Source organism: Alterinioella sp. B-7 (genome assembly GCF_056857775.1).
On the sequence record NZ_JBSXNT010000032.1, the window covers coordinates 105,189 to 119,784 of the forward strand.

The window sequence follows — 14,596 nt, forward strand, 5'->3', positions numbered from 1 at the left end:
GCGGCTACAGGCGGCTGAGATAATACTGGTATTCGACCGGCGTGATCATGCCGGTCAGGGTCTGCACCTCGTCATGCTTGACGGCGGCATAGACATCGCGGAACTCGGTCCCGAACATTTCCGCCGCGCGGTCCGAAGCCGCGAAGCGTTCCACCGCGTCGAACCAGTCATGGCCAAGCCGTTGTGCCGGTTCGGAGGCCGGATCGTCGATCGGCAAGGGCAGGTCGGGCGCGGTTTCCAGCCCGTGCATCATGCCGCCCAGGATCGCGGTCAGCACCAGGTAGGGGTTCACATCGGCCCCGCTGATGCGATGTTCCAGCCGCGCGCCGGGGCCTGTGACCTCGGGCAGGCGCACGCCCGCGGCGCGGTTGTCGAGGCCCCAATCGGGGGTCGAGGGCGCAAAGCTCATCGGTTGGAAGCGACGATAGGAATTCATGTGCGGCGCGAAGATGGCCTGCAATTCCTCCATCGTGGCCAGCACCCCCGCCACCGCGTTCTTCAGCGTCGCGGAGGGCGCGGGACCGGCCTGATGGTTGAAGATGTTCTCGCCCGTATCGTCCAGCACCGAGGCATGGACGTGCATCCCGTTGCCCGGCGCATCCGCATAGGGCTTGGCCATGAAGGTGGCCTCCATCCCGTGTTTCGCCACCACGCCGCGCACCAGGCGGCGGAACAGAAGCGCGGTGTCGGCGGCGGCCAGCACGTCGCCGGTATGGTGGAAATTGACCTCGAACTGGCCGGGCCCGTATTCGGCGATCAGCGTGTCGGTCTCCAAGCCCTGCACGTCGCAGGCGCGCAGGATCTCGGTCAGGATCGCCTCCTGCCGCGCGACAACCTCAAGGTCGTAATTCTGCGCGGCGGGGGTGCGCACGGGCGGTTTCGGCGCGTCATAGGCCTTGCTGCGCGGACGCAGGAGGAAAAACTCAAGCTCCGTCGCCACCACGGGGTGCCAGCCATGCGCGGTGAACCGGTCCACCATGCGTTCAAGGATACCGCGCGGCGAGATCGGGCTGGCCTGCCCTTCCGGCGTCAGCATCTCGACCTGCATCTGCGCGACAGTTCCCGGCATCCATGGCACGGGCCGCAACGATCCCTTGACCGGCACCAGCGCGCCATCAGGGTCGCCGACGACTATGCCGAGGCCCGTCGCCTCGACCTCATTGCCCATGATCGCAGGCGCATAGGTCGAATAGGGCAGGCGCACCGCGCCCGAGGTGAGCTTACCAAGCGCATCGCCAGGCAGCCATTTGCCGCGCAGCACCGCGTTGATGTCGGACAGCATCAGTTCGATACGCTCGGGCCGCCCATGCGCGGCGCAATAGGCTTCGTATTCTTCCTTCATGCCGTCTGCTCCGCCATCTGTTCATCGCGCCGGGCCTGCACGATCCTGCGTTTGCTGACCAGCGACGCCGTGACGACGCCGATGGTGACAAGCGAGATCAGGATGGTGGAGAGCGCGTTGATCTCCGGCGAGACGCCGAGGCGCACGGATGAGAAGATCTTGATCGGCAACGTCGTGGCCGAGGGGCCTGCGGTGAAGGAGGCGATGACCAGATCGTCCAGCGACAGGGTAAAAGCCAGGAGCCAGCCCGAGATGACGGCGGGCGCGATGATCGGCAGGGTGACGGATTTGAACGCATCGAAGGGTGTGCAGCCAAGGTCCAGCGCCGCCTCCTCGACCGAACGGTCGAAGCTGACGAGGCGCGAGGAGACCACGACCGAGACATAGCACATCGAAAAGGTCGTATGCGCCAGGATGATGGTGAAGACGCCGCGGTCCAGCCCGATGGAGATGAAGAGAAGGAGCAAGGAGAGACCGGTGATCACCTCGGGCATGACCAGCGGCGCGTAGATCATGCCGGAAAACAGCGTCCGCCCCATGAAGCGCCCGCCACGCACGAGGACATAGGCCGCCATCGTGCCAAGCACCGTGGCGATGCAGGAGGAGACGAAGGCCACCCGAAGCGTCACCCAGGCCGCGTCCAGAAACGCCTCGTTCTGGATCAGTTCGCCATACCAGCGGGTCGAGAACCCGGCCCAGACCGTCACCAGCCGGGACGAGTTGAAGCTGTAGACGATGAGGATGATCATCGGGATGTAGAGGAAGGCAAAGCCAAGCGACAGCGACGTGGCGTTGAACCAGGTAAAGCGTCTCATGCGTCCACCTCCTGTTCCTTTTCCTGGTTCTTCTGGAACAGGATGATGGGGATCACGAGGATCAGAAGCAGGATGATCGCCACGGCGCTTGCCACCGGCCAGTCGCGGTTGTTGAAAAACTCCTCCCACAAGACCTTGCCGATCATCAGCGTGCCCGAGCCGCCCAGAAGCGAGGGGATCACGAACTCCCCGAGGGCCGGAATGAAGACCAGGAAACAGCCCGCGATGACGCCCGATTTCGACAGCGGCACGGTGATCAGCCAGAAGGCCGAGGACCGGCTGCAGCCAAGGTCTTCCGCCGCCTCCAGCAGGCTTTCATCCATCCGCTCCAGCGTGGCGTAGATCGGCAAGATCATGAAAGGCAGATAGGTATAGACGATGCCGATATAGACCGCCGTTGGCGTGTTCATGATCTGGAGCGGCTCGCTGATGATACCGGTCCAGAGCAGGAACTGGTTCAGGAACCCCTCGTTCGACAGGATGCCGATCCAGGCGTAGACGCGGATCAGGAAGCTGGTCCAGAAGGGCAGAATCACCAGCATCATCAGCGTGGGCCGCCATTCCGAGGCGGCATTGGCCATGCCATAGGCGATGGGAAACCCCACGGCCAGCGCCAGCAGGGTCGAGATAAAGGCGATCTTGAGGCTGGAGAGATAGGCCCGCCAGTAAAGGTCATCCTCGGTCAGGAAGATATAATTCTCGAAATCGAGCGCGGCGAAGAAGCTGCGGATGCCCTGCCAGCCCTCGGAGAGGTCCAGCGTCGGCGTATAGGGCGGGATCGCCAGCGCGATGTCGGAGAGCGAGATCTTCAGGATGATCCCGAACGGCACCAGGAACAGCAGCAGGAGCCAGAGATAGGGTATCCCGATCAGGGTGCGGCGGCCAAGGTTCATGCGTATCCCCCTACCCTGCCAGCACAAGGCCGGCGGTGTCGGTCCAGGACAGGTAGACCTCATCCTCCCAGGTGTACATGCGCTGCGACAGGCGGCGGTTGTTCGCGGTCTGCGCCTTGATGATCTGCCCGTCCGGCAATTCGACATGATAGGTCGAGATATTGCCCAGATAGGCGATGTCGTGGATCTTGCCCCGCACGACGTTGTTGACGCCCTCGGGGCGGCTTTCCGAGATGTTCACCTTCTCGGGCCGGATCGCGAAAGTGGCAGGTGCGGAGGCGCTGAGCCCCTCGCCCGCCGTGCCGATGATCTCGGGCTGGCCTTCCGCCCAGGTCAGACGGGCCGCGCCGCCCTGCCCCATCTGTGCGGTGCCCGTGATCAGGTTCACATCACCGATGAAATCCGCGACATAGACGGAATTGGGGCTTTCATAGATGCGCGGCGGCGTATCGACCTGGATGATCTTGCCATTATCCATGACGGCGACGCGGCTGGCGACGGTCATCGCCTCTTCCTGGTCATGGGTCACGATGACGAATGTGGTCTCGGTCTTCTCCTGGATATCCATCAGCTCGAACTGGGTGTCCTGGCGCAGCTTCTTGTCCAGCGCGCCGAGCGGTTCGTCCAGCAGCAGCAGTTTCGGGGCCTTGGCCAGGCTGCGTGCCAGCGCCACCCGCTGCCGCTGCCCGCCCGAGATCTGATGCGGCTTGCGCTTGGAGAATCTCTCCAGCCGCGTCAGGCGCAGCATTTCATCGACGCGCGCGGCGATCTGGTCCCTGGTCATGTCGGATCGTTTCAGGCCGAAGGCGATATTGTCCCAGATCGTCAGATGCGGGAACAGCGCGTAGGACTGGAACATCATGTTCACTTCGCGCTTGTTGGGCGGGATGCCCGCCATGTCCTTGCCGCCGATGGTGATCTGGCCCTCGGTCGGGGCCTCGAACCCCGCCAGCATCCGCATCAAGGTGGTCTTGCCGCAGCCCGAAGGGCCGAGCAGCGCGAAGAACTCCTTGCGGTGGATTGCCAGGTCGATGTCGTCGATCGCGGTGAAATTTCCGAAGCGCTTGGTGACGCCGTCGAAGCGGATCAGCGGGGTTTCGTTCGGATCGTTCCAGGGGGCGAATTCGGCGGGCCGCGCTTGCGCTTGCATGGCAGATCCTTCCTAGCGGCGGAATGAAGAAAGCCCTGCCCGGAACTTGTGTCCGGACAGGGCGGGATCGGCAAGGTGCCTCAGGTGCCCGACTTGATCCGGGTCCACAGGCGCGTCACGAACCGCTGCACGCGCGGGTCGTAGGGCGTGGTGGTGTAGAGGTTCTCCAGCGTCGCCTCATCGGGATAGATCGCCGGGTCGCCGATCACATCCTCGACCAGGAATTCCTGGCTCGCGAGGTTGCCGTTGGCGTAGTAGACATAGTTCGACGCCGCCGCCATGTTCTCGGCATCCATGATGAAGTTGAGGAAGGCATGCGCCCCTTCGGGGTTCGGCGCGTCGACCGGGATCGCCATCATGTCGAACCACATCAGCGCGCCCTCATTGGGGGCGTTATAGACGATCTCGACGCCGTTATCGGCCTCGATGGCCCGGTCGCGGGCCTGCAGGATATCGCCCGACCAGCCGAAGGCGACGCAGATGTCGCCATTGGCCAGCGCGTTGATATATTCCGAATTGTGGAAGTTCTGCACATAGGGGCGCACCGCGCTCAGCACCGGTTCGACCTGTTCGATCACGTCGGGGTCGTGGCTGTCGGGGTCAAGGCCCAGATAGGTCAGCGCGGCCGGGATCATCTCGGTCGGGGCATCCAGGAAATGCACGCCGCATTCGGCCAGCTGTTCCATGTTTTCGGGGTTGAAGATCAGGTCGAGCGAGGCGATCGGCGCATCCTCGCCCAGGATCTCGCGCACCCGGCCCACGTTCACGCCAAGCCCGGTGGTGCCCCACATGTAGTTGATCGCAAAGGTGTTGCCGGGGTCGTATTGCGCGGTGCGTTCCTGGATCACGTCCCAGAGGTTCTCCGCATTGGGCAGCAGCGAATAATCCAGCGGCTGGAAGGCACCGGCGCTGATCTGGCGTTGCAGGAAGGTGCCCGACGGCACCACCACGTCATAGCCCGAGCCGCCCGCCAGCATCCGCGTCTCCAGCAGCTCGTTGCTGTCGAACACGTCATAGACCAGGTCATAGCCGGTCTCGGCCTCGAACTGGTCCAGCAGGGCCTCGTCGATATAGTCGGACCAGTTGTAGACCCGCACTTCCTCAGCCGCCGCGGCAAAGGCGATCAGCGAGCCCGTCGCCGCCAGCGTTGCAATCTTGATTGTCATCCCTGATGTCTCCCCATGTGGATGTGCATTTCTTTTTATTTGATCAAAACTTCGATTCGACGCAAGGTTTTTGTCGAAGGTCGTGGTGATTCCCCGACCTGAACAGGTTTTGTCAGGACGAGATTAACAGGGAAGGCCGCTGACGTGAACGCACCCGATCCCAAGCTGCCGGAACACGAAGCGATCTATAAGAAGATCCGCAACATGATCCTGTTCGGCGAGGTTCAGCCGGGCCAGGCGGTGACGATCCTGGGGCTCAAGGACGCGGTCGGCGCGGGCGTGACGCCCGTGCGCGAGGCGATCCGGCGGCTGACCGCAGAAGGCGCGCTGGAGACGCTCGGCAACCGGCGCATCTGCGTGCCCCACGCCTCGCCGGAACGGGTGGACGAGATCTATTTCGCCCGCCTGACGCTGGAGCCGAAGATGACGGAACTGGCCGCATCGCGCATGTCAGAGGCCGATATTTCGGAGCTTGCGGCGCTGGATGACGCGGTGACGGCGGCGATTGCCAAGGGTGATGTCGAGGGTTACCTGGAGCACAATTACCGCTTCCATTTCCGCCTCTACGACTTTGCCGACACGCCCATCCTGCGCCAGATCGCGCGGTCGCTCTGGCTGCGGGTGGGGCCGTCTCTGCGCGTTGTCTGCGGGCGCTTCGGCACCTCCAACCTGCCCGACAAGCATTCCGAGACGCTGCGCGCCCTGCGCAAGGGCGAACCCGTCGCCGCCGCCCGCGCGATCGAGGAGGACATCCAGCAGGGCCTCGACCTGATGCGCCAGTCGCTCGGGCTGGAGGCATGACCGAGACGCCCCCGATTGACAGCCCCCAGGATTTGATCATATTCTACGCCCAACCGGCTTGCCGGCTCCACCCACCCCAGACCCATGCAGGTTCACGATGAGAACGCCCCGCAAAGCGAAGTCCGACGCGGATTGGCTCGACACGCTGCCAGAAGCCTTCACCGACTATCTCGACGGGCGCCGCCTGGAGGAGGTCGAGTGCATCATCCCCGACCTCGCGGGCACCTCGCGCGGCAAGGCGATGCCGTCCTACAAGTTCCGCCCCGACGAGACCTTCTACCTGCCGATCTCGCTCTTCTATCAGACCATCTCGGGCGAATATGTCGACATGGAGATCGAGAACCAGTGGCTGGAAAAGGACGTGGTGCTGACGCCGGACATGTCGACCGCCACCGCCGTTCCCTGGGCCGATGATGCCACCGCGCAGATCATCTGCGACCTGGCCAACCGCGACGGCAGCCCGCTGGCCATCGCGCCGCGCAACGTGCTGCGCCGGGTGCTGGACCTCTACAAGGCGGAAGGCTGGCAGCCCGTCATCGCGCCGGAGCTTGAATTCTACCTGACCAAGCCCAACACCGACCCGAACGAACCCATCGAGCCGCCGCTTGGCCGCACGGGCCGCAGGGGCGCCAGCCGGCAGGTCTATTCCATGGCCGCCGTCGATGAATACGGGCCGGTGATCGACACGATCTACGACTATGCCGAGGATCAGGGCTTCCGCATCGACACCGTCATCCAGGAAGGCGGCGCGGGCCAGATCGAGATCAACCTGCTGCATGGCGACCCGCTGCGCCTGGCCGATCAGGTGTTCTATTTCAAGCGCACGATCCGCGAGGCGGCGCTGAAGAACGGCATCTTCGCCACCTTCATGGCGAAACCGATCCGCGACGAACCCGGCAGCGCCATGCATGTGCATCAAAGCGTGATCGAGACCGCCACCGGGCGCAACATCTTCTCGAACCGCGACGGCAGCCCGACCAAGGCGTTCCGCTATTTCATCGGCGGCAGCCAGACCTACCTGATGCAGCTGGTGCCGCTTCTGGCGCCTTACGTGAATTCCTACCGCCGGATCACGGTGGACGGGCAAAGCGCGCCCTCGAACCTGGAATGGGCCCGCGACAACCGCACCACCGGCCTGCGCATTCCGCACTCCAAGCCGGAATCGCGCCGGGTGGAGAACCGGGTGATCGGGATGGATTGCAACCCCTACCTCGCCATCGCCGCCTCGCTTGCGGCGGGATACCTGGGGATGGTCTCCAAGACCCGCCCCCGCGACGCCGTCGAGGTCGAGATCTGGGAGACCGAGGATCCCCTGCCCTCCAGCCTGAGCGAGGCGCTGGACCTGTTCGACGAGGCGCCCGAGATCCGCGCGGTGCTGGGCGAGGAGTTCTGCCAGCTCTACGGCGACATCAAGCGCGCCGAGAACGAGGAATACCAGCGCGAGATCTCGCCCTGGGAACGCCAACACCTGCTTTTGAACGTCTGAGCCGAGAGGACCGCCGCCATGAACATGATCACCAACCACCTGCCGACCGCGGAATTGCAGGCGCTGGACGCCGCCCACCACGTCCACCCCTTCACCCACAACGCGGCCCTTGCCAAGAAGGGCAGCCGTGTCATCACGCGGGCGCGCGGCGTCACCCTGACCGATAGCGACGGCAACGAGATGCTTGACGCCATGGCCGGGCTCTGGTGCGTGAATGTCGGCTATGGCCGCGAGGAACTGGCCGAGGTCGCGGCGCGCCAGATGCGCGAGCTGCCCTATTACAACGCTTTCTTCCAGACCACCCATGTGCCCGCCATCGCGCTGGCCCAGAAACTGTCGGAGCTGGCACCGGGCGACCTCAACCACACCTTCTTTGCCGCCGGTGGCTCCGAGGCCAATGACACCAATATCCGCCTGGTGCGGACCTATTGGGACATCAAGGGCAAGCCCACCAAGAAGGTCATCATCAGCCGCAAGAACGGCTATCACGGCTCCTCGGTCGGCTCGGCCTCGCTTGGCGGCATGCCTGCGATGCACGCGCAGGGCGGTATTCCGATCCCCGATATCCACCATATCGGACAGCCCAACTGGTGGGCCGAGGGCGGCGACATGGACCCGGACGCCTTCGGCCTGAAGCGCGCGCAGGAGTTGGAGGAGGCCATCCTGGAGATGGGCGAAGATCGCGTTGCGGCCTTCATCGCCGAACCCATCCAGGGCGCGGGCGGCGTCATTGTCCCGCCCCAGACCTACTGGCCCGAGATCCAGCGCATCTGCGACAAATACGAGATCCTGCTGATTGCCGATGAGGTCATCACCGGTTTTGGCCGCACCGGCAACTGGTTCGGCAGCCAGACATTCGGCATCCGCCCCGACATCATGACCATCGCCAAGGGGCTTTCGTCGGGCTACGCGCCGATCGGCGGCTCGATCCTCAGCGACGAGGTGGCGCAAGTGATTTCCAGCGAGGAATTCAACCACGGCTATACCTATTCCGGCCATCCCGTCGCCGCCGCCGTGGCGCTGGAGAACCTGCGCATCCTGGAGGAGGAGAAGATCCTGGATCACGTCCGCGACGTCGCCGCCCCCTACCTGCGCGAGAAATGGCTGGCGATGGTCGATCATCCGCTTATCGGCGAGGCGAAGATCGTCGGCATGATGGGTTCGATCCAGATGACGCCGGACAAGGACAGCCGCGCAGGGTTCGCCGCCGGGAAAGGCACGGCGGGCCTTATCTGCCGCGACCGCTGTTTCGCCAATGGCCTGGTGATGCGCCATGTCGGCGACCGGATGATCATCTCGCCGCCGCTTATCCTGACACATGGCGATATCGACACGCTGATCGCGCGGGCCACCAGGTCGCTGGACGAAACCCACGCGGCGCTGAAGGCGGATGGCCTGCTGAAGGCCGCCTGAGGCGCGCATGGACCTGCTGACCGTCAATGACAGGATGGGGGAGTACCCCCCTTCCTTCTACGCCCATGCCGCCACCCCCCTGCCCCTGTTCGCCGCGCCAGAGGGCGATCTGACCTGCGATGTCTGCGTCATCGGCGGCGGCTTCACCGGGTTGTCGGCGGCCTGGCACCTGGCGGAGCGCGGGTTTGACGTGGTGCTGCTGGAGGCGAGCCGCGTCGGCTTTGGCGCCTCGGGGCGCAACGGCGGCCAGGTCGGACAGGGCCAGCGGCTGGAGCAGGACGCGTTGGAGGCGATGGTAGGCAAGGACCACGCCCGCGCGCTCTGGACGATCGCCACCCGGTCGGTGGAGCTGGTCCGCGAGGTGGCGGCGCGCGACGAGGTGCACGCGACCTTCCATCCCGGCGTGATCCACGCCGCGCATCGGGCCCGTTACGTGCCGGAGTATCGCGATTACGCGAGGAAGCTGCGTGACGTGTATGGCTACGAGGATATCCGGTTCCTTGACCGGGAGGAGTTGCAGGGCCTCGTCGCCTCGCCTTGCTATCACGGCGGCACCCTCGACATGGGCGCGGGCCATATCGACCCGCTGGAACTGACGCTCGGGCTGGCGCGGCTGGCCAGGGGGGCGGGCGCGCGGATCTTCGAGGGCGCGCGGGTCGTGAAACTCGACAAGGGCAGCCCGGCGGTGGTGCGGACCGACAGCGCACGGGTGCGCGCGAACCATGTCGTGCTGGCCTGCAACGGATACCTGGGCGGGTTGGACCCACAGGTCGCCGCGCGCGTCATGCCGATCAACAATTACGTCGTCGCGACCCAGCCCCTTGGCGCGGACCGGCAAGAGGAGATCATCCGCGGCAACCGCGCCGTTGCCGACAGCAAGTTCGTGGTGAATTACTTCCGCTTCTCCGACGATCACCGGCTTCTGTTCGGGGGCACGGAAAGCTACCGCTACCGGTTCCCGCGTGACATCGCAGGTGCGGTGCGCAGGCCGATGGAGGAGGTGTTCCCGCAGCTTGCGGGCGTGAAGATCAGCCATGCCTGGGGCGGCACGCTGGGGATCACCATGAACCGGATGCCGCATTTCGCGCGGGTCGCGGGCAATATCCTCAGCCTTTCGGGCTATTCCGGCCATGGCGTGGCGATGGCGACGCTGGCGGGCCAGATCGCGGCGGAAACCATCGCGGGACAGGCGGAGCGGTTTGACGTTATGGCCTCGGTCCCAAGCCCGCGCTTTCCGGGCGGGTCGGCCCTGCGCTGGCCGCTCCTGGTGTTGGGGATGGTGTGGTTTTCGCTGAGGGACCGGTTCTGAGATCGGGGTCGAATTGCTGCGCAATCCGACCCGCCGGGGCTCTGCCCCGGACCCCGGGATATTTTCGGAACAAAGAAGGGGCGTGAAAATGACCCCCGGAGAGGGGACAGTCTCTCCGGGGATCGGGCAGGACGGTTGAAGGATGACTGCACGATAGACCGCCCTGCCCATCCGGCAGGTCAGTTTTCGGACAGGCTTTCGGCCAGGCGCATCAGCTGCACCGCCTCGAAACGGTAGCCGAATTCATCCTCGCCCCGGTTCGCATTGGCCAGCGCGATGGCATCGGCGTAGTCCCAATCGCCCAGGAAGTCCGAGCCGCGCAGGAGCTGGCCGAAGCCTGCGATGGCGGCGGCGAAATTGGCCTCGGTGCCAGAGGTGTCGGTGTCCGTGATCGGGAAATCAATCAACTGGCTCTCGTCTTCGCCGGGCTCCTTCCAGCGCAGCCGGATGAAGCCCAGTTCCTCCGAGACCTCCGCGGGCACGTCGCCCGCGTCGGAGGCCGCGTAGCGCAGCGGGTCGGTCAGGCGGGCGGGGCTGCCCACGGGCGTGACCTCATAGATCGCGGTGACGGAATGGCCGGCGCCAAGTTCGCCCGCATCCACGGCGTCATTGTTGAAATCCTCGCGCGCCAGCGCCCGCGTTTCATAGCCGATCAGGCGGTATTCCGCGATCACCGCGGGGTTGAACTCCACCTGGATCTTGACGTCATCGGCAATGGGATAGAGCGCGCCCGAGAGCTGATCGACCAGCACCCGCTGCGCCTCGTTCAGCGTGTCGATGAAGGCCGCCGTGCCGTTGCCGTTCTGGGCCAGCGCCTGCATGGTGTCGTCTTGCAGGTTGCCGCGTCCGAAGCCGAGAACAGACAGGTAGATGCCGGTCTCGCGCTGCGCGGCGATATAGTCGGTCAGCGCATCGGGGTCGGAAATACCGACGTTGAAATCGCCATCCGTGGCCAAGATCACGCGGGAAACCTCGCCCTCCTCGGTCATGTCACCGGCCAGCGCGTAAGCCTGTTCCAGCCCGCCCTGCCCGTTGGTCGAGCCACCCGCGCCGAGGCCGTTCAGGGCGCGCGTGATCGCGTCGCGGTCAGATGCGGGCGTCGGTTCCAGCGCGACCCCGGCGGAGCCTGCATATTCCACGATGGCCACCTGGTCCTCAGGGTTCAGGTGATCCAGCATCAGGCGGAAACTTTGCACCAGAAGGGGCAGTTTCGACGGGTCGTTCATCGAGCCTGACGTGTCGATCAGGAACACCAGGTTGAGGGCCGGGCGCTCCTCAATGAGGGGCATTTCGCCCAGCAACCCGATATGCAAGAGCCGCGTGTCGGGGTTCCAGGGGGTTTCAAACACGGTCACGGTGGGACGGAAGGGGCTTATGTCGTCTTCGGTGGGGGCGGCGAAATCATAGGGGAAATAATTGATCATCTCCTCGATGCGCACGGCGTCGGGGTCGGGCATCTGCCCGCGTTGCAGGGAGGAGCGGATGATCGCATAGGAGGCCGTATCGACGTCGATCGAGAAGGTCGAGACCGGATCCTCCGCCGTCACGCGCAGGGGGTTGTCGTCGTCATTGGCAAACTCCTCGCGGTTTGGGTCTGGCGCGATGTAGGGCTCGGAGGGCGCGATGATGGCGGTCGAATTGCCATAGCCCTGCTGGATGATCGCGCCGCTATTGCCGCCGCGCAATTGCGGCGAGGCGCTGAGCAACCCGCCAACGGTGCTGTTGCCAGCCTGGCCCGGCATGGGCAGCGCGGGCGACGGCAAGGCGGGGGGCGGAGCCTCGGTTTCAGCCATGTCGGCGGCAATGCCATCGGCGATCACCGGGGCGGGCTCGGGGGCCACCTCGCCGCGCTCTTCGGCGATTGCGTCGGCGGCGAGCTCGGTTCCGGTCTCGTCGTCGGTGGCCTCTGCGTCGGGGGCCTCGGCGGTATCCAGCGGCCCCTCCGGCACGCGCTCCTCGATCTCTGGCTCGCTGACGCGGCTGTTCATCAAATCCGTGCCAAGCGGGGTAAAACCCAACACCCCCACGGCGACAATTGCCGTGGTGGCGGTCAGGCCCGCAATCAATCGGGTCGTCATCATCTGAAATACTCCATCTGCAAGGCCCCGCTTCGGGGCTTGAATGGAGGTTTGACGCGGCGCGGTCCGCGATCCTTGGGCGGTTTCGAAATTTTCCTGCGCAAGGCGCAAATTCTCAGCGCGGCGCGCGGCGTCGGGGGCCGGGGTGGCGGCCTGCATCGCGTCCCTCAGCGCGTCTAAATCCATGTCGTCGTGACGGGAGGTCATGTCGCCTCCTCCTTCTCTCGTATCTCGCGCAGCCTCTTCTTCGCCTCGGAGACGCGCCAGGCTATCGTGCCCTCGGACACGCCCAAGATCTCGCCCACTTCCGCTTGCGTCAGATCATCCAGCACCAGCGCCAGCGTGTCGCGCAGGGTCTCGGAAAGCTGCCCCATCGCGGTATGGAGCCAGGCGACATTCGCCTGATCCTCGGCCATTGCGGCCAGTCGGCCGGTTTCCCAATCGCCCCAGCCGTCCAGCGCGCGGGCATAGCTGGATGCGCGGCGGCGCCGGTCGATGGCCGCGTTATGGGCCACACGGTAGAGCCATGTCGTCACCTTGGCCTGTCCCCGGTAGCTTTCCAGCCGCGCGGGCAGCACGGCGCAGATGTCCTGGCACAGGTCCTCGGCATCAGTGCGGTGGCCGGTAAAGCGGAAACACAGGGCAAAGAGGCGATCGTAGTGACGCGCCAGCAACGCCTCGAAGGCGTGCCCGTCGCCCGAGGCCGCCGCAAGGGCCAGGTCCTGATCACTCACTGTCATGCGCATCTTGTAGACCAAGACGCATCCCGCGCCGAGTTCCTTGGGGGGATAGGCGAATTATTTTCGAGAGGTCAGATCTTGAAGAGCGGCTGCAATAGGCGCGGCACAAGGCTCTGGAACCGCAGTGGCGCGTCGGTGGCGGCCAGACAGATGCAGGGGGCCTCCTCGGCCGCCGTCGGCGTGTGTTCCAGATCGCCATCGGCCACTTCCAGATCGCCGACGCCGAACGCGCCGGTTTCATCCGAGAAACTGCCCTGCAGCACAAGCGTCAGTTCCAGCCCGTTATGGCCGTGATCGGGCACCGCGCGGCCTGGCGGGATGTGCAGAAGGCGCAGGCTGCCCTCGTCTCCGGCCTCAAGGATCGCCTGCTTGACGCCGAAGCCGAGGCTTTTCCAGCGCGGCGGGCGCGATTTCAGTGCCGCCATGACCGGGCCGGGATAGATCCCCTCGCGTTTCGGGGCCGGGGCGGCATCGGGTTGGGCGTGGTCCAGCCGGTCCATGACGCCCGCAAGAAGGGTGTCCGACACCGGGGCCTCGGCCAGCCCCTCCAGCACGGTGCCGCCAAGCGCCTCATGCGCGGCCAGCGCGCCGCGGCAGCTGTCGCACATCGAGATATGGGTGGCGACGACCACCTCGAAGACGCGCGGCAGCGAGCCCGCGGCATAGGCGGCCAGGATCGGCTCGGGGATGTGGTGGGCGATATCGCTCATGGCTCTCGCAATTCTTTCAATTCGTGGCGCAGCCGCTCCAACCCCAGGCGGATGCGCGATTTTATGGTCCCAAGCGGCACGCCGGTCTGGGTGTTGATCTCCTGGTGGGTCAACTCGCCCAGATAGGCGCGCTCGATCATCTCTCTCTGGTCCGGCTTGAGGCGGGCCAGCGCGCCCCGAAGCTCCTCGGTTTCCTGTTCCAGCGCCAGCATCTGGCCCGGATCGGGGTCATGCCCCTCGGGCTCGCGCAATTCCTCCGGCATCGGCCGGGCGGTGCGGCGAACCGTGTCGATCTGCCGGTTCCGGGTGATCTGGTAGATCCAGCCCGAGACCTGCGCGCGTTCCGGATCAAACTGATCGGCCTTGCGCCAAAGGGTCAGCATCACCTCCTGCACGACCTCCTCGGCCTGCGCGGCGTCCATGCCGCCGCGCATCACGAACCCCTTGAGGCGCGGCGCGTAGTAATCGAACAATGCGGCAAAGGCCCGCTTGTCGCGCCGGTCGCGGACCGCCAGCATCTGCTGCGTCTGTTCCGACAGGTCTGTCTTCGGTGCCACGGTCGGCCTTTCATCTCGCACCAGCGCCCCCGCCGCAGGCAGGCAGGGCGCGATCTGTGCGGCAGGAGGGTCAATCGTGATCACCATAATCCATCTACGCGCGGGCGCAATTTCCGGATCATTTTTTGATCTGCCT

General features: G+C 65.1%; 13 protein-coding genes. 4 read left to right on the plus strand and 9 right to left on the minus strand.

Translation table 11 applies throughout. The annotated features are described in order from the left end of the window. Positions 1-4 precede the first annotated feature (4 nt). The 5 genes from AC13C7_RS10205 to AC13C7_RS10225 all read right to left on the minus strand — a co-directional run bounded on the left by AC13C7_RS10205 (position 5) and on the right by AC13C7_RS10225 (position 5,366). Positions 5-1,342, minus strand: a complete 1,338-nt coding sequence (locus tag AC13C7_RS10205) for a glutamine synthetase family protein (RefSeq protein ID WP_482867397.1) — start codon at positions 1,340-1,342, stop codon at positions 5-7. Continuing rightward, positions 1,339-2,157, minus strand: coding sequence for an ABC transporter permease (locus tag AC13C7_RS10210; protein WP_172317050.1), 819 nt, complete (start codon positions 2,155-2,157; stop codon positions 1,339-1,341). Before AC13C7_RS10210 ends, AC13C7_RS10205 begins: the two co-directional genes overlap by 4 nt. Further along, the gene (locus AC13C7_RS10215; RefSeq protein WP_172317048.1) at positions 2,154-3,050 is read right to left on the minus strand and encodes an ABC transporter permease subunit; all 897 of its coding nucleotides are present in this window, start codon (positions 3,048-3,050) and stop codon (positions 2,154-2,156) included. The genes AC13C7_RS10210 and AC13C7_RS10215 overlap by 4 nt, the downstream gene beginning before the upstream one ends. A gap of 10 nt (positions 3,051-3,060) precedes the next feature. Next, positions 3,061-4,200 carry an ABC transporter ATP-binding protein gene (locus tag AC13C7_RS10220; RefSeq protein WP_482867398.1) on the minus strand — a complete coding sequence of 380 codons (1,140 nt, stop codon included), beginning with the start codon at positions 4,198-4,200 and terminating at the stop codon, positions 3,061-3,063. 80 nt (positions 4,201-4,280) lie between these two features. Then, positions 4,281-5,366, minus strand: a complete 1,086-nt coding sequence (locus tag AC13C7_RS10225) for a polyamine ABC transporter substrate-binding protein (protein ID WP_172317044.1) — start codon at positions 5,364-5,366, stop codon at positions 4,281-4,283. 144 nt (positions 5,367-5,510) lie between these two features. On the opposite strand from AC13C7_RS10225, the gene AC13C7_RS10230 reads away from it, so the two are divergent. From AC13C7_RS10230 to AC13C7_RS10245, 4 genes are all read left to right on the plus strand, one after another. Next, a complete protein-coding gene (locus tag AC13C7_RS10230) occupies positions 5,511-6,167 on the plus strand; it encodes a GntR family transcriptional regulator (protein WP_482867399.1) in 657 nt (218 codons plus the stop codon). 97 nt (positions 6,168-6,264) lie between these two features. After that, the gene (locus tag AC13C7_RS10235; RefSeq protein WP_446121695.1) at positions 6,265-7,653 is read left to right on the plus strand and encodes a glutamine synthetase family protein; all 1,389 of its coding nucleotides are present in this window, start codon (positions 6,265-6,267) and stop codon (positions 7,651-7,653) included. Positions 7,654-7,671: 18 nt separating this feature from the next. After that, positions 7,672-9,066 carry an aspartate aminotransferase family protein gene (locus AC13C7_RS10240; RefSeq protein ID WP_446121693.1) on the plus strand — a complete coding sequence of 465 codons (1,395 nt, stop codon included), beginning with the start codon at positions 7,672-7,674 and terminating at the stop codon, positions 9,064-9,066. A gap of 7 nt (positions 9,067-9,073) precedes the next feature. Continuing rightward, complete coding sequence (locus AC13C7_RS10245; protein ID WP_482867400.1) at positions 9,074-10,375, plus strand: NAD(P)/FAD-dependent oxidoreductase; 1,302 nt, start codon at positions 9,074-9,076, stop codon at positions 10,373-10,375. A gap of 179 nt (positions 10,376-10,554) precedes the next feature. Here the strand turns inward: AC13C7_RS10245 and AC13C7_RS10250 are convergent, their stop codons facing one another. The 4 genes from AC13C7_RS10250 to AC13C7_RS10265 form a co-directional block, all read right to left on the minus strand. Beyond that, positions 10,555-12,456, minus strand: coding sequence for a vWA domain-containing protein (locus AC13C7_RS10250; protein WP_482867401.1), 1,902 nt, complete (start codon positions 12,454-12,456; stop codon positions 10,555-10,557). Between the two features lie 200 nt (positions 12,457-12,656). Further along, positions 12,657-13,193 carry an RNA polymerase sigma factor gene (locus AC13C7_RS10255; RefSeq protein ID WP_482867402.1) on the minus strand — a complete coding sequence of 179 codons (537 nt, stop codon included), beginning with the start codon at positions 13,191-13,193 and terminating at the stop codon, positions 12,657-12,659. 71 nt (positions 13,194-13,264) lie between these two features. Further along, a complete protein-coding gene (locus AC13C7_RS10260; protein WP_482867403.1) occupies positions 13,265-13,903 on the minus strand; it encodes a ChrR family anti-sigma-E factor in 639 nt (212 codons plus the stop codon). Further along, a complete protein-coding gene (locus AC13C7_RS10265; RefSeq protein WP_482867404.1) occupies positions 13,900-14,547 on the minus strand; it encodes a sigma-70 family RNA polymerase sigma factor in 648 nt (215 codons plus the stop codon). Before AC13C7_RS10265 ends, AC13C7_RS10260 begins: the two co-directional genes overlap by 4 nt. Between the last annotated feature and the right edge of the window lie 49 nt (positions 14,548-14,596).

Excerpts from the sequence above, each read along its gene's own strand:
- AC13C7_RS10205 (WP_482867397.1), bottom strand. The coding sequence starts at position 1,342 with ATGAAGGAAGAATACGAAGCCTATTGCGCCGCGCATGGGCGGCCCGAG.
- AC13C7_RS10210 (WP_172317050.1), bottom strand. The coding sequence starts at position 2,157 with ATGAGACGCTTTACCTGGTTCAACGCCACGTCGCTGTCGCTTGGCTTT.
- AC13C7_RS10215 (WP_172317048.1), bottom strand. The coding sequence starts at position 3,050 with ATGAACCTTGGCCGCCGCACCCTGATCGGGATACCCTATCTCTGGCTC.
- AC13C7_RS10220 (WP_482867398.1), bottom strand. The coding sequence starts at position 4,200 with ATGCAAGCGCAAGCGCGGCCCGCCGAATTCGCCCCCTGGAACGATCCG.
- AC13C7_RS10225 (WP_172317044.1), bottom strand. The coding sequence starts at position 5,366 with ATGACAATCAAGATTGCAACGCTGGCGGCGACGGGCTCGCTGATCGCC.
- AC13C7_RS10235 (WP_446121695.1), top strand. The coding sequence starts at position 6,265 with ATGAGAACGCCCCGCAAAGCGAAGTCCGACGCGGATTGGCTCGACACG.
- AC13C7_RS10240 (WP_446121693.1), top strand. The coding sequence starts at position 7,672 with ATGAACATGATCACCAACCACCTGCCGACCGCGGAATTGCAGGCGCTG.
- AC13C7_RS10245 (WP_482867400.1), top strand. The coding sequence starts at position 9,074 with ATGGACCTGCTGACCGTCAATGACAGGATGGGGGAGTACCCCCCTTCC.
- AC13C7_RS10250 (WP_482867401.1), bottom strand. The coding sequence starts at position 12,456 with ATGATGACGACCCGATTGATTGCGGGCCTGACCGCCACCACGGCAATT.
- AC13C7_RS10255 (WP_482867402.1), bottom strand. The coding sequence starts at position 13,193 with ATGACAGTGAGTGATCAGGACCTGGCCCTTGCGGCGGCCTCGGGCGAC.
- AC13C7_RS10260 (WP_482867403.1), bottom strand. The coding sequence starts at position 13,903 with ATGAGCGATATCGCCCACCACATCCCCGAGCCGATCCTGGCCGCCTAT.
- AC13C7_RS10265 (WP_482867404.1), bottom strand. The coding sequence starts at position 14,547 with ATGGTGATCACGATTGACCCTCCTGCCGCACAGATCGCGCCCTGCCTG.